The sequence below is a fragment of the Paractinoplanes abujensis genome (genome assembly GCF_014204895.1).
Classification (GTDB): domain Bacteria; phylum Actinomycetota; class Actinomycetes; order Mycobacteriales; family Micromonosporaceae; genus Actinoplanes; species Actinoplanes abujensis.
This window is the reverse complement of the sequence record NZ_JACHMF010000001.1, coordinates 5,147,219-5,163,144: the sequence shown is the minus strand read 5'-3', so window position 1 is coordinate 5,163,144 and position 15,926 is coordinate 5,147,219. Positions and strand designations below refer to the sequence as shown.

Below are 15,926 nucleotides of genomic sequence, written 5' to 3'. Positions count from 1 at the left end.
CGGAAAGAGGGAAACTTCTTTGCCATGACAGCAAAAGACTTCCTGCAGGAGGTCGGCCCCCGCCTGCGCACGCTGCGGAAGGACGCGGGCATCACGCTGACCGCGCTGGCCGACACGACAGGCATCTCGGTGAGCACCCTGTCGCGGCTCGAGTCGGGGCAGCGCAAGGCCACCCTCGAGCTGCTGATGCCGCTGGCCCGGGCCTATCGGGTGCCGCTGGACGAGCTGGTCGGCGCGCCGCCCACCGGTGACCCGCGGGTCTACGCCCGGCCGATCCAGCGGCTCGGCCAGACGATCCTGCCGCTGACCCGCAACCCGGGCGGCCCGCAGGCCTTCAAGCATGTCATCGGGGCCGGGGAGCGGCAGACGCCCGACCCCAAGACCCACGAGGGCTACGAATGGCTCTACGTGCTCAGCGGCCGGCTGCGGCTGGTGCTCGGCGAGCACGATCTGGTGCTGCCACCGGGTGAGGCGGCCGAGTTCGACACCCGGGTGCCGCACTGGTTCGGCAGCGCCGAGGGCAAGCCGGTGGAGTTCCTGTCCATCTTCGACGCGCAGGGCGCCCGGATCCACGTACGGGCGCGTCCGAAGAAGACTTCATCCGTTTGAGTGACTCGACCGTCACGCTCCGGGGCATTACGTTGTCAGTCGACATGGTGATCGTCAACGCCTCATCCGCCCCGGCGGGCGGTCGACAACTGCCGGGGGACCGTGAGCTGAGGCTCTCGCACAGTGCCGAGCGCGTCGGTCATCAGTTGCTGCACGGTCTCGCTTCCGGGCAGTCGCCACTGGGCCTGGTCGGGCGAGACGGCCCAGCGCACCGGTCCGTCGGGCATCCGGCTCGGCGCGGCCGGGATCCACGAGCCGGAGCCGTGCCGCACCACGTCCAGCCGGTTCTCCAGTTCGGGGCGCAGCGGCGCCCCGGGCGCGACCAGGAACATCCAGCGGCCGGCAGCCGTGACGGCCACCGGCCCGCAGGCGTCGGCGCGCCGGTTCAGCCGTACGGTGCCGAGCACCCGCAGGCCGAGTGCGGCCGGCACCTCGATCGCGTCGAGGCGGCGGCCGGTGACCAGCAGCACGCTGTGCGGCTCGTGCCGCCACCAGGCCTGCACCCGCGCCGGATCGGTGCTCGCGGTGTCCTCCCACGACGCGAGCGCCGGGTGACAGGTCATGATCGGGCAGGCCGGCTGTCCACAGGCGAATCGCCGGCCGATCAGGCGCGCGCCGGGCGTGACCGCCCAGCCGTGCGCGGCGAAGCGGAGCGCCGCCCGGCGCAACCGGAGCCGATCGAGGAACGGCCGCGGTACGAACGGCCGAGGAACGGTCCACTGCATGGCTCGATAACCCCCGATCTAGGTGGTCCGGCGCTATATCAGCCAGGTACGCCGTATCCAAGCGCGACACACCTCGTTGGTTCCGGCAGATCCACCCTTTGCAAGTTGCAACAAAAACTACGAGCATCGGTTAGCAGGCGATCACACACGCTGTGCGACGTGCGCGGACGTGGACGGTCCAGACTGCACATGACACAAGGGCTCGCCGGCGGGGGTCGCCGGTGAGTCGGGGGAGGCACCGTGGACGAGCTGCCGATCGGCCGCCGCGTCGCCTATTGGCGCGGTCGACGCAAGATGTCCCAGCAGGTCTTTGCTGACCGGCTGGGCAAGTCCAAGAGCTGGGTCGACAAGGTGGAGCGGGGGGTCCGCCGGCTCGACAAGTTCTCCGTCGTCTACGAGATCGCCGATGTTCTCCAGGTCGACGTCCAGCTGCTGCTGGGCAAGGACGTGGAACGGCGGCCGGAGACACAGAACTGCATCGACCAGGTCGAGGTCGAGGAGATTCGCGCGGCTCTGGAGCGATATGACCAGATGAGCGCGTTTTTCCAAGCAGTGCCACATTCACCGCCGCTGACGGAGATGCGCAAGGCGGTCAGCCACGCCTGGCTGACCTATCAGCACGCCAAGTACGGCGTGCTGGCCCGCATGCTGCCCAAGCTGCTGCGCGACGCCCAGGCCGCCGACAGCGCGTACGCGACCGGCACCGAGGCCAAGGACGCCGCGCATCTGCTCGGGCAGGTGTATCAGATCGCGTCGTCGGCGCTGCGCAAGGTCGGCGAGCACGAGTTGTCGTGGCTGGCCGCCGACCGCTCGATCGCGGTCTCGCAGCGGGCCGGCGATCAGCTCCTGGCCGGGCTGGCCAGCTATCGGGTGGGCAGCGCGCTGCTGGCTCTGGGCCGGGTCCGTCCCGCGCTCGAGGTCAACGTCAACATCGCGAACCGGCTGGCTCCCAGCCCCGTCACCGAGCACGAGATCAAGGGGCAGCGCCTGTCGGTGTACGGCATGCTGCTGCTCAACGGGGCGATGGCGGCGGCCCGGATCGGCGACAGCGCGACAGTGCGCGACCTGCTCTGCGGGGCCGAGCAGGCGTCGCTCGAGCTGGGCGGCGACTTCAACCACTACTGGACCAGCTTCGGCCCGACCAACGTGCAGCTGCACCGCTGCGCCACGGCGGTCGAGCTGGGCGACGGCCGCACCGCGGTCGAGACGCACGAGAAGATCGACGTGATCGGCTTCAACGCGATGCTGCCCGAACGCCGGGCACACCACTTCCTCGACATCGCGCGCGGCTACACGCAGATCGGCAACGTCGAGAAGGCCAGCGAGATGCTGCTCGAGGGCGACCGGCTCGCCCCGTCCGAGATCCGCTGCCGCCCGCTCGCGCACGAGGTTCTTTCCGACGTGCTCCGCCGGACGCGGGGCACTCCGCCGGCTCCCATAGCGGAGCTGGCCGAGCAGATGGGAGTCGGTGTATGAGGTGGGTTAGCACGTGACGACCGGTAACCCCGCCCGCGGTGTACTGTACGTCCTGGTCTGCGGCTCGCCCATGGCTCGTGACGTCGGCATCCTGGTCGACCTGGCCCAGTCGGAAGGCTGGGACGTCTGCGTGATCACCACCCCCGACGGGCGCAAGTTCGTCGACGTGGCGGCGCTCCAGGCCCAGACCGGCCACCCGGTACGCACCTATTACAAGAGCCCCGGGGACCCCGACGTCCTGCCCGCGGCGGACGCGATGATCGTCGCGCCGGCCACGGTCAACACCGTCAACAAATGGGCCGCCGGGATCACCGACACCCTCGTGCTCGGTCTGCTGGTCGAGGGCTACGGCTACGGCGTGCCCACAGCCGTCGTCCCGTACACGAACAAGGTCATGGCGTTGCACCCCGCGCTGCACGAGAGCCTGGCCCGGCTGCGCGACTGGGGCGTGCACGTGCTCTACGGCGAGGACGTCTGCCGGTTGGGGAATCCCGGACAGACCGACCGTTTTCGCAGCCAGTTTCCCTGGCGGCGTGCGCTTCAGGCGGTCAGCAACCCGGTCAGCATGAGCAGCAGCGGCCCGGTGGAACGAGCGTAGGCGGTCCCGCCGATCGAGCGGCGGAAGCCCGATAGAGTTGGCGGCCGTGACCGACACTGCTGCCGACCCCACCGTCCTCGACGTGGTGAGCGCCCTCGACCGGCGCTACCCCCGTGCCTGGGCGGAGTCGTGGGACCGCGTCGGCCTGGTGCTCGGCGACTTCGAGCACCCCGTCCGGCGCGTCCTCTGCGTCGTCGACTGCGTGCCCGAGACGGTCGAGCAGGCGCTCGCCGTACGGGCCGACCTGATCGTGGCCCACCACCCGCTGCTGCTCAAGCCGGTGTCGTCGATCGCCCCCGATACGTACAAGGGCCGCATCATCCACCGGCTCATCCGCAACGACGTCGCGCTCTACTCCGCCCACACGAACGCGGACGTGGCCAATCCGGGCGTGTCCGACGCCCTCGCCGCCCGCCTGGGCCTGCGTGACCTGCGTCCCCTGGTGCCCGCCACCGGCGCCGCCGAGGGCGCGGGCCGGGGCCTCGGCCGCATCGGCGAGCTGGCCGAGCCGATGGACCTGGCCGCTTTCACGCGTTTCGCGGCCACCCGCCTGCCCACCACGGCGGCCGGGGTGCGAGCGGCCGGCGACCCGTCCCGGGTCCTGCGCACGGTGGCCGTCTGCGGCGGCGCCGGTGATGCGTTCCTGGCCGCCGCGACCCGGGCCGGCGTCGACGCGTATCTCTGCGCCGACCTGCGGCACCACCCGGCCAGCGAGCACCTCGCCGAGGACGGGCCGGCTCTGCTCGACGTCGCGCACTGGGCCACCGAGCGCCCCTGGCTGGACGACGTCGCGGCGTGGCTGCGCGACGAGTCCGGCGCCGAAGCCATCGTGTCCGATCTGGACACGGACCCCTGGACCGTGCACGCCAGGGAAGACCCCGAAAAGAAGGAGCCCCTGCCGTGAAGGCCTCGCCGGAAGCCCAGAGCCGCCTGCTCGACCTGCAAGCCGTCGACACCGCCCTGGCCCAGCTCGCGCACCGGCGTAAGTCGCTGCCCGAACTGGCCGAGATCGACGCGGTGACGCGGGAGATCTCCGCGCTCGAGGACGAGCGGGCCCGGGCCCAGGTCGCCGTGGACGACCTGGAGCGCGACATCAGCCGCTTCGAGAAGGACATCGAGCAGGTCCGCATCCGCAAGGACCGCGACCAGGCCCGGCTCGACGCGGGCGGCGCCCTGCGCGAGATCGAGGGTCTGCAGCACGAACTGGCCACGCTCAACCGGCGGCAGTCCGAGCTGGAGGACGCCGAGCTCGAGCTGATGGAGCAGAAGGAGACCGCGGACACGGCCCTGGCCGAGGTGCAGCAGCGGATCGACTCCGCCGTCGGGCGCCGCGGCGAGGCCGAGCGCCGGCGCGACGAGGCGTACGAGGAGATCACCAAGGAACAGGAGTTCAAGACCTCGGCCCGGGCCCCGCTGGCCGCCGACCTGCCCGCCGACCTGGTCGCGCTGTACGACAAGATCCGGCTCGACTCGGGGCTGGGGGCCGCGCTGTTCCAGTCCGGCCGCTGCGGGGGCTGCCGCATCGAGCTCTACGGCGCCGACCTGGCCCGGGTCAAGGCGGCCGACGCCGACGAGGTGGTCCGCTGCGAGGAATGCCGGCGCATCATGGTGCGCACGAAGGAAAGCGGGCTGTGAGGGTCGTCGTCGAGGCCGACGGCGGGTCGCGGGGCAACCCGGGCCCGGCCGGCTACGGCTCGGTGGTGCGCGACACCGACGGCCAGGTGCTGCTGGAGCGGCAGGGGTCGCTCGGCACCACCACGAACAACGTCGCCGAATACACCGGCCTGCTCGAGGGGCTCAAGGCGGCCCACGAGCTGGGCGCCTCCGAGGTCGACGTGCGGATGGACTCCAAGCTCGTGGTCGAGCAGATGTCCGGCCGCTGGCAGATCAAGAACGCCGGCCTGCGCCCGCTCGCCGCCGAGGCCGCCCAGTGGGTAGCGCGGTTCGACCGGGTGAGCTTCGAGTGGATCCCGCGCGAGCGCAACAAGGCGGCCGACGCGCTGGCCAACCGGGCCATGGACGAGGCCGCGGGCAAGCCCGTACGGGATCGCGTCGAGCCTGAGGTCGTCACCCCGGCGTCGCCCCGGTCATGGGCGCCGCCCTCGATGGAGAACGCCACCCGGCTGATCCTCGTGCGGCACGGCGAGACGGCGTACACGCAGCAGGGTCGCTACTCCGGGCGCGGTGACATCCCGCTCTCCGAGCAGGGTGAGGCGCAGGCCATGGCCGCGGGCGGTCGCGTCGCCGGCCTCGCGCGCGACGTCACGGCCGTCGTCAGCTCACCGCTGGGCCGCTGCGTGCGCACCGCCGAGCACATCGCGGCCGAGGTCGGCGGGGTGCCGGTGACGATCGTGGACGACCTGATCGAGGTCGACTTCGGGCTGTGGGAGGGCCTGACCTTCGCCGAGGTGCAGGAGGGCTGGCCGGGCGAGATGACCGCGTGGCTCGGCTCGACGAGCGTGGCGCCGCCGGGTGGCGAGTCGTTCCAGGCGGCCGCGAAGCGCGTGCGGGGCGCGATGGCGAGCATCCTTTCCTCGTACGGGGGAGGGGTTGTCGTGGTTGTCTCCCACGTCTCGCCGATCAAACTGATCCTGCGGGACGCGCTGGCCGCCTCCGACGCGTTCCTGCACCGGCTGTTCCTCGACGCCGCCGGCGTCTCCACTATGGATGTCTGGCCGGATGGGAACATAGCGGTGCGTTCCGTCAACGAGACGGCCCATCTGCGCTGACTCCTATTGCCTCCAGGGTTCGAGACGTTTAGCTTCCTCGATTAGGAAACTTTCTTCAACGTTTCGGCCCTGGAGGGCTTATGCGCGTTTTCACCCGGCGTGCCGTCGCCGTGGCGGCCGTGGCCGCGGTGGCGTCGACGTTTGCCGCGACACCCGCACAGGCGACGATCAAGCCGTACGTCAAGGTCGGCTACTTCACCCAGTGGGGCATTTACGGCCGCGACTTCCAGCTGGCCAAGGTGCAGAAATCCGGCGCCGCGAGCCGCCTGACCCACATCAATTACGCTTTCGGCCCGGTCACCGCGGACGGGCTCTGCGCCTCGGCTGACGCCTGGGCCGACTGGCAGACCCCGTTCTCGGCCGAGAACAGCGTCGACGGCGTCGCCGACGTCGAGGGTCAGCCGATCGCGGGCAACCTCAACCAGCTCAAGGAACTCAAGGCCAAGAACCCGAAGCTGCGCGTGCTGATCTCGCTCGGCGGCTGGTCCGGCTCGAAGTACTTCTCCGACGCGGCGCTGACCGACGCCTCGCGTCAGAAGCTCGTCTCCTCCTGCGTCGACCTGTGGATCAAGGGCAACCTGCCCGGGCTGACCCCCGGCGTGGCGGCCGGCATCCTCGACGGCATCGACCTGGACTGGGAGTGGCCGGGCTCGGCGGGCGAGGTCGGCAACATCATCCGGCCCGAGGACAAGCAGAACTTCACGCTGCTCACCGCGGAGTTCCGCAAGCAGCTGGACGCGTTGTCGCGCTCGACCAAGAAGCACTACGACCTGACCGCGTTCCTGCCCGCCTCGCCGGTCAAGGTCGACGCCGGCTTCGAGGGCAAGATCTTCAAGTACCTCGACTTCGCCACGGTGCAGGGCTACGACTTCCACGGCTCGTGGGAGGCCCGCACCAACCAGCAGTCCGCGATCTTCGTGCCGAAGGGTGCGCCCGACAACCCCGACTTCTCGTCCGAGGTAGCGATCAACAAGTGGATCTCGGTCGGCGCCCCGCGCAAGAAGCTGGTGCTCGGCCTGCCCTACTACAGCCAGGGCTGGACCGGCGTCACCGCGCCCGGCAACGGCCTGTTCGCCCCGGCCACCGGCCCCGCCCCGGGCACGTTCGCGGCCGGCACCGAGGACTACAAGACGGTCAAGTCGCTGCCCGGCTTCAAGGTCTACCGTGACCTCAAGTCGGGTCACTCCTGGCTGTTCGACGGCACGACCTTCTGGACGTACGACGACCCGGCCATGATGCTGCAAAAGACGCTCTACATCCGGGCCAAGGGCCTGGGTGGCGCCATGATGTGGTCGCTCGACGGCGACGACACCAACGCCTCCCTGACCAAGGCCGTGTCGACGGGTCTCTGGACCCCGTAGGGCCGTCGGTGGTGCGGCGGGCCGGACGGCGCGCCGCACCACCGCGGGACGGTCAGGGCTTGCGGCCGACCGCGCAGTACTGGGCGATCTCGGGGGCGGCTGCGGCCTCCGCGTCGGGCTTCCACCGGGTCACCGGCACGACGCCCGGCTCGACCAGTTCCAGCCCCGCGAACAGCCCGGCGATCCGCTCGGGGCTGCGCAGGTGGTATTTCGGGTTGGCCGAGACGTTCCAGATGCGGGTGGCCTCGACCACGTCGGGGTTGGTGTCGGCGCCGTCGTACATGGCGAGGTAGCTGCCGGGGGCCAGGGCCGACATGAACTGGTCGATGATCGAACGGGCCTCGTCGTCGCTCTCGATGTGCCCCAGGATGCCCATGACCATGAGCGCCACCGGCTGGTCGAGGTCGAGCGTGGTCGCCGCCGCGGCCAGGATCGCGGCCGGGTCGCGCAGATCGGCGTCGACGTAGTCGGTGGCCCCCTCGGGGCTGCTGGTCAGCAGCGCGCGGGCGTGGGTCAGCACCAGCGGGTCGTTGTCGACGTAGACGATGCGCGACCGCGGGGCGACCGTCTGGGCCACCTCATGGGTGTTGTCGGCGGTGGGCAGGCCCGTGCCGACGTCGAGGAACTGCGAGATGCCGCCGTCGGTGGCCAGGTAGCGCACCGCCCGGGCCAGGTATTTGCGGGACAGCCGGGCGTACTCCGCCAGGTGCGGCAGGTTCGCGATGATCTGGTCACCCACGGCCCGGTCGGCGGCGAAGTTGTCCTTGCCGCCGAGCAGGTAGTTCCAGATCCGGGCCGTTTGCGGAACGTTCATGTCCAGCGCGTGTCCGCCCTCGTGGACGACCGGCTCCTGAGCCATGCGACAACCTCTCACCCGTACGCGTCCTCAGTGGTGCGGTGATCGTACCGTCCACGGCCGTACGGGCATCGAGCCGTGGCGATCCTCGCCGATCGCCGTTGGGCGCAGGTCGTAAACCGCTCGGCGCACGATGATCGCTTGTAACGGGCGTGTGTCGTTAGCGTGACTGTGACCGTCTCCACAGTTACCAGGAGGTACGGCTGATGGCGGAGCCCGAGACGCCGAAAGCAGTGCCCGCAGCCCGCAGCGATCGCAGCCCGTGGAACTGGCTGCTGGTCATCCCCATCGTGCTGCCCGTGCTGACCCCTTTGTTCAATCACGACTCGCCCCGGTTGTGGGGTTTCCCGGCCTTCTACTGGCTGCAGTTCCTCTTCATCCTCGTCGGCGTGGCCACGACCTCGCTCATCTACCAGATGACGAAGAAGAGGTGACCCGATGAGCGACCACGTCACCGAGATCGTCGTCTTCACCCTCCTCTTCCTGCTGGTCAGCGGCATGGGCTTCGTCGCGGCGCGGTGGCGGGCGCCGCAGAACATGGAGCACCTCGACGAGTGGGGCCTGGGCGGCCGCAGCTTCGGCGGATGGATCACCTGGTTCCTGGTCGGTGGCGACCTCTACACGGCGTACACGTTCGTCGCCGTGCCCGCCCTGATCTTCGGCGCCGGCGCGGCCGGGTTCTTCGCGGTCCCGTACACGATCGTCATCTACCCGCTGTTCTTCCTGATCCTGATCCGGCTCTGGTCGGTTTCCCACCGGCACGGCTTCGTCACCCCGGCCGACTTCGTCCGTACGAGGTTCGGCTCGCCCACGCTGGCCCTGCTGGTCGCCATCACGGGCATCGTCGCCACCATGCCGTACATCGCCCTGCAGCTCGTGGGCATCGAGGCCGTGCTCAAGACGATGGGCGTGACCGGCGAGAGCGTGATCGCCCGGCACGCGCCGATCATCATCGCGTTCGCGATCCTCGCCGCGTACACGTATCAGTCGGGACTGCGCGCCCCGGCGCTGATCGCCTTCGTCAAGGACACGCTGATCTACATCGTGATCCTGGTCGCGGTCATCTACCTGCCCTACAAGCTGGGCGGCTGGGGCAGCATCTTCGACGCGGCCCAGGCCAAGTTCGACGCGTCACCGGCGCCCGGCGACGGCATCACGCTCAATGCCAACAACCAGGTCCAATACATCACGCTGGCCCTCGGATCGGCGCTGGCGCTGTTCCTCTACCCGCACAGCATCACCGGCGTGCTGGCCAGCAAGAACCGCAACGTGATCAAGCGGAACATGTCGGCCCTGCCCGCCTACAGCTTCCTGCTCGGCCTGCTCGCGCTGCTCGGCTACGCGGCCATCGCCTCCGGCGTCAAGCCGATCACCGACCCCGCGACCGGCAAGGTGGACAGCAACACCGTCGTGCCGCTGCTCTTCGACATGCAGTTCCCGGCGTGGTTCGCGGGTGTCGCGTTCGCCGCGATCGGCATCGGCGCGCTGGTGCCGGCCGCGATCATGTCGATCGCCGCGGCCAACCTGTTCACCCGCAACATCTACAAGGAGTACCTGCGCAAGGACGCGTCGCCGGCCCAGGAGGCGCGCGTCTCGAAGATCACCTCGCTGGTGGTGAAGGTCGGCGCGGTCGCCTGCATCGTCTTCCTCGACCCGCAGTTCTCCATCGACCTGCAGTTGATCGGCGGCATCATCATCCTGCAGACCGCGCCCGCGGTGGCGCTCGGCCTGTTCACCCGCTGGCTGCACCGCGGCGGGCTGATCGCGGGCTGGGCCGTCGGCATGGGCCTGTCGATGTGGATGCTGTGGCAGATCCCGAACGCGGCCACCGGCCGGGCCCACTTCGGCGGCTCGGCGTTCCCGCTGTCCGACTTCGGCTTCGACACCAAGCGCACGATCTACGTCGGCTTCGTCACCGTGATCCTGAACCTGCTGGTCGCGGTGATCGTGACGCTGATCCTGCGGGCGGCCAAGACCCCGGACGGCGTGGACGGCACCACCCGGGACGACTACTTCGCCGACGAGGGCGACCCCCGCATCGACCGGGACGTGGCCGCGACCGTCGACCACACGTCGTCCACCTAGCAGACCTGGCCCGCTCCTAGGAGACGCCGCGTCCCTCGTCCGGGCGCGGCGTCTTCGTGTTCAATGACTCGCGTGACACGGGACTGGGTGCGCTGGCACGACGAGTACGACATCCCCGGCTCGTCGCTGGCCCGGCGGCTCGCGGTGGTGCAGGACTGCCTGCGCCCACTGCTCGACCGCCCCCGCCGCGTGATCAGCATGTGCGCCGGCGACGGCCGCGACATCCTGCCGTTACTGCCCGCCGGTTCCCGGGCCGTGCTGGTCGAGTGGGATCCGCTGCTGGCCGGACGCGCCCGGCAGTCGGCCCCCGAGGGCGTCACGGTGGTGACGGGCGACGCGGGCATGACCGACCCGTACGCCGCCGTGGCCCCCGCCGACGTCCTGCTCGCCTGCGGCGTCTTCGGCAACATCCCGTACGCCGACACGCGCCGCACCATCGAGGCCCTGCCCACGCTGCTCGCCCCCGGCGGCACGGTCGTGTGGACCCGCGCCGGTTCCGGGGCCGCCGAGGTGCGCGACGTCTTCGCCGGGAACGGTTTCGACGAGCTCGCCTTCCACGAACCGCCGGACGCCCGTTTCCGGGTCGGGCTGCACCGCCTGCGCCGGCCGCCCGAACCGTTCGTGCCCGGCCTTCAGCTGTTCACCTTCGCCTAGAGCTCGCTCTCGTCCAGATACAAACAGAACGGATGTCCCGCCGGGTCGAGCATCACGCGCACCGTCTTCTGCGGCTGAAATTCGGCCACGGTGGCGCCCACACCCACCGCGTGCGCCACGGCCGCCTCCAGATCGTCCACTTCGATCTCCAGGTGCATGCTCATCTGCGGCTTTCCCGGCTCGGCGGGCCACACCGGCCGCACATAATGCTCCTCGGTCTGAAACCCCAGATTGAACCCGGCCTGCTCGGACGGCGCGACGGCCCCGCCGAGCCCGTTGTCGGCCGGATAGAACTTCCAGTCGAGCAGCCGCGAATAAAACCGCCCCAGTGCCACCCCGTCCGGCGCGTCCAACGTCACGCCCCACCATTGCTTCCGACTCCGAAGCGGCACAACAGCCCCCATTCCCATCACTAACCGGCCTCCGGTCATTCAACCGACATTCCCACCCGTACGCGACCCCGCAGCCCCGTATTTCTGCATTCCGAATGCCGGAGTCCGATCGGCACTCGCCCCCGGATCCGGAAAAGCCCAGCTAACAGCTTGTCGTCAGTGGACGGACGGTCGAATTCCGTGACTGATCGACGCGTCGTTCGATCCGATCGCGAGGCGTTACCGGGCGTAGCCTTCGTGCACGTTTCATGACAGGGGGTGACTGATGAGTGAAGACACCTGGCTGGCCGCGCGACTCATTCCTACGTCGGGCATCAACGGCGCCGACGAGCAGGAGCGGCGGGCCACGTCGGCGCTTCTGGCGGTGATGTGCGCGGTCCGGGAATTCGGCCGGGCCTTGACGCAACCACTGGGCGCTCCGGCCGGCGCCGTCCAGACGTATATCGAGGTGCCGTTCAAACTCGGGGACGCGAAGGTCTTCCCGGACGGGCTCATTCGCGTGTCCCGCGGTCAACGGGAGTGGACCGCGCTGGTCGAAGTCAAAACCGGCAGCAACGACCTGAAGGCCGACCAGCTCGAGAACTATCTCGATGTCGCCCGCGAGCAGGGCTTCGATGCGGTCATCACCATCTCGAACCAGATTCCGCCCGTACCCGGCCAGCACCCGACGGCGGTCGACAAACGACGCCTCAAGAAGGTCGCTCTGCATCACCTGCCCTGGTCGGAGGTCCTCACCACCGCGGTGATGCAAAAGGAGTATCGCGGCGTCGCGGATCCGGACCAGGCGTGGGTGCTGGGCGAGCTGATCCGATATCTGGAGCACCCGAAATCGGGGGCCCTCGAGTTCAGCGACATGGGTCCGAACTGGGTGACCCTCCGGGAGTCGGTCGGCGCGGGCACGTTGCGCGCCAATGATGCCGCGGCGGCCGACGTGGTCGGGCGATTCGACGCGCTCGTGCGGTACGCCGGTCTCAAACTCGGCCGAGGCCTGGGCACTGAAATCGTTCCCGCCCTCACCCGCCGGGAATTGGCCGAACCAGCGGTCCGGACGCAGGCCCTGGTGGCTCAGTTGACCTCGACCGGCGCCATGACTGCGGGCCTTCGGATTCCCGGCGCGGTCGGTGCGCTCTACATCACGGCTGATGTGCGGGCGGCGAAAATTACCTGCCACGTCGACGTCGACGCGCCTCGCGAAGGCCGGCCCACGACGCGGGTGAACTGGTTGGTGCGGCAGCTGAAGCAGGCGCCCGAGAGTGTGCGGCTCGAATCGTTCGCGGCCTATTCGCGTGGTCCCGGAAATGCCGAGCTGCTCAAGGCCGTACGGGAAAATCCTGGTCTTTTGATCAGTGACCCGGCGAAGGAGCTGAAAGCCTTCCGCGTGGCCGCGAACTCCACGGCCGGCACGAAGAGGGGGACCGGGCGCGGGTCGTTCATCGACTCGGTGCTCGACGCCGTCGACGATTTCTATCAGCAGGTTCTGCAGAATCTCAAGCCGTGGATGCAGGCGCCACCGCGTCTCCGGTCGCCCGAGGAGGTAGTGGCGGAGCCCGTTTCGCCGGCGTTGGTGTCGACGGCCATCTCGTCGCAGGACGGGCCCGAGGCGGGCCCCTCGTAGGGTGCCGCTTCGCCTACTGTCAGGAACGTGATCAGTACTGAGGTGGCCGGGTTGCGGCGGGCGCGGGTGGCCACGTCGGCGGTTTTCGCGGCGCACGGGGCGGTGACGGGGACGTTCGCGGCGCGGGTGCCGTGGATCGCCGACCATGTCGGGGTCGGGCCCGGCGGGTTGGGGGTCGCGCTGCTCATGCCGGGGGTGGGGGCGCTGCTGGCGATGCCGCTGTCGGGGCGGCTCGTGCACCGGTTCGACCTGCGTTCCCTCGTACGGGTCCTGATGCTGGCCTGGGTCGCCGCGCTGATGCTGCCGTCGCTGCCCACCTCGTTGTGGCTGCTCTGCGTCTCGCTGGTGGGCTACGGAGCCGCCGCCGGGCTGGCCGACGTGGCCATGAACGCGCACGCCGTCCTGGTCGAGGAGCGGTACGGGCGGTCCGTCATGTCCGGTTTCCACGGCTGGTGGAGCGTCGGCGGGCTGGGCGGCTCGGCCGTGGCGGCGTTCGCGGCCCGCGAGGGGCTGGGCGCGCCGGTCCACTTCGCGATCACGGTGGCCGTGCTGGTCGTCGTCGTGCTGGCCGCCTCCTGGGGGATCGTGCCGCACCGGCCCGCCCCGACGCTGGCCGAGCCGCCGGCGTTCGCCCTGCCCAGCCGGGCCGTGCTGCCGATCGGCCTGATCGGCTTGTGCGCCGTCTTCGCCGAGGGGGCCAGCCTCGACTGGGCCGCCGTCTACGTCCGGGACCTGCTGCACCACCCCGCAGCGACCGCCGCCGCCACCGTGTCGATCTTCTCGGTGTGCATGGCGGTCGCCCGGTTCGGCGGGGACCGGGTCGTGCAGAAACTGGGCCCGGTCAGGACCGTGCGGATCAGCGGCGCGCTGGCCACGGCCGGCGCGCTGCTGGTCGTGCTGGTCGATCAGGTCGTGCTGGTCATCGCCGGGTTCGGCCTGCTCGGCATCGGGATCGCGGTGGTGGTGCCGCTGGTGTTCGCGGCGGCCGGGCGCAGCAGCGAACACCCGGGGCGCAGCATTGCCGGGGTGGCCGGGATCGCGTACGGAAGCGGTCTGATCGCCCCCGGGATCATCGGCGGAATCGCCCACGTGTCGTCGCTGACCGTATCGTTCGGCGTCATTGTCGGGCTCATGGTCGTCATGACGCTGGGCGCGACAGTGCTGCGCCGCTAATCCAGCAAAGGTTCCAGCCGGCGCGCCACGTCGAGGGCCCGGCTGCGAGCTTGACCGGAAGCCTCCACTGTCCACAGTTCCGCCAGCACACCCATGACGTAGCCCCAGGCGATGACCCTTTCCCGTTCCTCGTACGCCGTGAGCATGTCGATCCGGCGCGGGACGAGCGCGAGAAGTTCCGGTTCACGCCGTTCCGGATCCGGGTTGTAGAGCATCGCGCCGCCGTCGTAGCCGGGATCGCCCACCCATCCGTGCGGGTCGATGGCCAGCCATTCCCCGTCGCGTCCGCGCAGCACATTGCCGTGATGCAGGTCCCCGTGCAGAACTGTTTCCCGCGGCGCGCCGGCGCAGAGGTCGTCGAACAGTTCGGCCGCCCGATCCACCATGCGCCGCGGAATCGGCCCCTCGCGATACCGCTCGAAACCCCCGCGCAGCGTGCGTAGGTGCGGCAGATGGCGATTCTCCGCCGGTACGCGGTGAAGGCGGTGACCCACTTCGACCAGCGCGGCCTCGTCGGCGACCGTCAATGTCGTCCCCGGGTCGGCACGTTCGACGAGAAGTGCGCCTTTGGCGGCGTTCTCGGCCAGCAGCCGTACGGCCCCCTGCCCGTCGAATATCCGCAGCGCTTCCGCCTCGGCGTCGAGATGCCCGTCCGGCACACCCAGCTTGAGAACCGCCGGGGTGCCATCCGCACGAACGGCCGCGGCCACCCAGTGAAACGTCATCGGGTAGGTCTCCAGGACCCGTACGTCCCATTCCGCCGCCACTTCGTCAACAAGCGCGGGCAACCCCGACAGCCACCGCTCCCCGTCCGCGCCCCAGTTCTCCACGACGTTGCGCGTCAATGTTTTCATCGCCCGGTCCTCCACGGAGTTTGCCGTAGGACGCACGGTCGAACGGGACCGCATCCCGATGAGTGGAGGCCGAGGGCATCGCCGGCGGCTGGTCGGGCGCGGTCCGCCGGTGCAGCGGCGCCGCAGGGCGACGGCCAGCGTTGTGCGCCCAGCAGCCCTCCGCGCTTCCACAAAAGCAGGCCTCAGGCGCGGTTCCGCCGGCGGTCGGCGAGTTGCAGCGCGAACTGGCCGGCGAATTCGACGGCGGCCATCCGTACGGCCAGGCCGCGGGTCGGGTGGGGGTGGCCGTGGCCGGTCAGGCGGGCCAGCCACCGCTTCTCCAGCTGGCGGCGGCCGGCGATCGCCCCGGCCGAGAGGGCCACGACGGCCGCGCCGAGGACGGCTTTGCGCTTGTCGAACGGGACTTTGATGTCGAGCATCTCGGACGCGTCGAGCAGGCCGTGCGATGGCCCGGCAGCGGCCTGCGGGGCGCGGTCGCCGGTCGGGTGCGCGGCGTCGGGCGACCCGGCCAGTTCCGGGGCCGCGACCCCCAGAGCGTTCGCGGAGCCGGGCGCGACCAGCCGCAGCGTGACCGGCGAGTCAGGTGTCTCCGCCGAGCTCGACGACGGCGGGGAGATGACGTAGCCGATGCCGGTCGTCACGGCGACCGCACCGAGGCGGGCCAGTCGCCGCCGGGCCGGGGTGAGTTCGCCGGCGGCGATCCAGCTTCCGCTCAGGGCTGCTTGGAGGGCGGCCAACGCCAGGGCGCGCGGGTACGAGACGGGAGCCATGAACCGACGGTAGCCCCGCGAGGCAACCA

General features: G+C 70.1%; 17 protein-coding genes. 12 read left to right on the top strand and 5 right to left on the bottom strand.

Going from position 1 to position 15,926, the window contains the following annotated elements:
- Nucleotides 1-24 precede the first annotated feature (24 nt).
- The gene (locus BKA14_RS23320) at nucleotides 25-609 is read left to right on the top strand and encodes a helix-turn-helix domain-containing protein (protein ID WP_184953010.1); all 585 of its coding nucleotides are present in this window, start codon (nucleotides 25-27) and stop codon (nucleotides 607-609) included.
- 62 nt (nucleotides 610-671) lie between these two features.
- Here BKA14_RS23320 and BKA14_RS23315 read toward each other — a convergent pair whose 3' ends face one another.
- Nucleotides 672-1,334, bottom strand: a complete 663-nt coding sequence (locus BKA14_RS23315) for a bifunctional DNA primase/polymerase (RefSeq protein WP_184953009.1) — start codon at nucleotides 1,332-1,334, stop codon at nucleotides 672-674.
- Nucleotides 1,335-1,574: 240 nt separating this feature from the next.
- On the opposite strand from BKA14_RS23315, the gene BKA14_RS23310 reads away from it, so the two are divergent.
- From BKA14_RS23310 to BKA14_RS23285, 6 genes are all read left to right on the top strand, one after another.
- Complete coding sequence (locus BKA14_RS23310) at nucleotides 1,575-2,810, top strand: helix-turn-helix domain-containing protein (RefSeq protein ID WP_184953008.1); 1,236 nt, start codon at nucleotides 1,575-1,577, stop codon at nucleotides 2,808-2,810.
- 70 nt (nucleotides 2,811-2,880) lie between these two features.
- Entirely contained in the window at nucleotides 2,881-3,408 is a 528-nt protein-coding gene (locus BKA14_RS23305; RefSeq protein WP_239092756.1) for a flavoprotein, read from the top strand.
- An 82-nt stretch (nucleotides 3,409-3,490) separates the two neighbouring features.
- Nucleotides 3,491-4,312: a Nif3-like dinuclear metal center hexameric protein gene (locus BKA14_RS23300; protein ID WP_184956912.1), complete on the top strand. Its 822-nt coding sequence runs from the start codon at nucleotides 3,491-3,493 to the stop codon at nucleotides 4,310-4,312.
- Complete coding sequence (locus tag BKA14_RS23295; protein WP_184953006.1) at nucleotides 4,309-5,043, top strand: zinc ribbon domain-containing protein; 735 nt, start codon at nucleotides 4,309-4,311, stop codon at nucleotides 5,041-5,043. The genes BKA14_RS23300 and BKA14_RS23295 overlap by 4 nt, the downstream gene beginning before the upstream one ends.
- Nucleotides 5,001-6,137: a bifunctional RNase H/acid phosphatase gene (locus BKA14_RS23290; RefSeq protein ID WP_184953005.1), complete on the top strand. Its 1,137-nt coding sequence runs from the start codon at nucleotides 5,001-5,003 to the stop codon at nucleotides 6,135-6,137. The genes BKA14_RS23295 and BKA14_RS23290 overlap by 43 nt, the downstream gene beginning before the upstream one ends.
- An 80-nt stretch (nucleotides 6,138-6,217) precedes the next feature.
- The gene (locus tag BKA14_RS23285) at nucleotides 6,218-7,498 is read left to right on the top strand and encodes a glycoside hydrolase family 18 protein (RefSeq protein WP_184953004.1); all 1,281 of its coding nucleotides are present in this window, start codon (nucleotides 6,218-6,220) and stop codon (nucleotides 7,496-7,498) included.
- A gap of 52 nt (nucleotides 7,499-7,550) precedes the next feature.
- Here the strand turns inward: BKA14_RS23285 and BKA14_RS23280 are convergent, their stop codons facing one another.
- Nucleotides 7,551-8,357: an SAM-dependent methyltransferase gene (locus BKA14_RS23280; protein ID WP_184953003.1), complete on the bottom strand. Its 807-nt coding sequence runs from the start codon at nucleotides 8,355-8,357 to the stop codon at nucleotides 7,551-7,553.
- Between the two features lie 203 nt (nucleotides 8,358-8,560).
- Here BKA14_RS23280 and BKA14_RS23275 point away from each other — a divergent pair, with 203 nt between their 5' ends.
- The 3 genes from BKA14_RS23275 (at nucleotide 8,561) to BKA14_RS23265 (ending at nucleotide 11,093) form a co-directional block, all read left to right on the top strand.
- Nucleotides 8,561-8,788 (top strand): DUF3311 domain-containing protein, encoded by a 228-nt coding sequence (locus BKA14_RS23275; RefSeq protein WP_184953002.1) that lies wholly within the window; start codon nucleotides 8,561-8,563, stop codon nucleotides 8,786-8,788.
- Nucleotides 8,789-8,792: 4 nt separating this feature from the next.
- A complete protein-coding gene (mctP, locus tag BKA14_RS23270) occupies nucleotides 8,793-10,439 on the top strand; it encodes a monocarboxylate uptake permease MctP (RefSeq protein ID WP_184953001.1) in 1,647 nt (548 codons plus the stop codon).
- Nucleotides 10,440-10,511: 72 nt separating this feature from the next.
- Nucleotides 10,512-11,093, top strand: coding sequence for a class I SAM-dependent methyltransferase (locus BKA14_RS23265; protein ID WP_203722225.1), 582 nt, complete (start codon nucleotides 10,512-10,514; stop codon nucleotides 11,091-11,093).
- On the opposite strand, the gene BKA14_RS23260 is transcribed toward BKA14_RS23265, so the two are convergent.
- On the bottom strand, nucleotides 11,090-11,503 hold the full coding sequence (locus BKA14_RS23260) for a VOC family protein (protein ID WP_184956911.1): 414 nt from the start codon (nucleotides 11,501-11,503) through the stop codon (nucleotides 11,090-11,092). The two genes, BKA14_RS23265 and BKA14_RS23260, sit on opposite strands and share 4 nt — an antisense overlap.
- Nucleotides 11,504-11,750: 247 nt before the next feature.
- Between BKA14_RS23260 and BKA14_RS23255 the strand changes: the two genes are divergently transcribed.
- Together BKA14_RS23255 and BKA14_RS23250 are read left to right on the top strand one after the other, a co-directional pair.
- Nucleotides 11,751-13,100 (top strand): stress response protein, encoded by a 1,350-nt coding sequence (locus tag BKA14_RS23255; protein ID WP_184952999.1) that lies wholly within the window; start codon nucleotides 11,751-11,753, stop codon nucleotides 13,098-13,100.
- A 27-nt stretch (nucleotides 13,101-13,127) separates the two neighbouring features.
- Nucleotides 13,128-14,273: an MFS transporter gene (locus BKA14_RS23250; protein WP_184952998.1), complete on the top strand. Its 1,146-nt coding sequence runs from the start codon at nucleotides 13,128-13,130 to the stop codon at nucleotides 14,271-14,273.
- Here the strand turns inward: BKA14_RS23250 and BKA14_RS23245 are convergent.
- Both BKA14_RS23245 and BKA14_RS23240 read right to left on the bottom strand, forming a co-directional pair.
- Complete coding sequence (locus BKA14_RS23245; RefSeq protein WP_184952997.1) at nucleotides 14,270-15,127, bottom strand: aminoglycoside phosphotransferase family protein; 858 nt, start codon at nucleotides 15,125-15,127, stop codon at nucleotides 14,270-14,272. The two genes, BKA14_RS23250 and BKA14_RS23245, sit on opposite strands and share 4 nt — an antisense overlap.
- Before the next feature lie 182 nt (nucleotides 15,128-15,309).
- Nucleotides 15,310-15,897: a hypothetical protein gene (locus BKA14_RS23240; protein ID WP_184952996.1), complete on the bottom strand. Its 588-nt coding sequence runs from the start codon at nucleotides 15,895-15,897 to the stop codon at nucleotides 15,310-15,312.
- Nucleotides 15,898-15,926 lie beyond the last annotated feature (29 nt).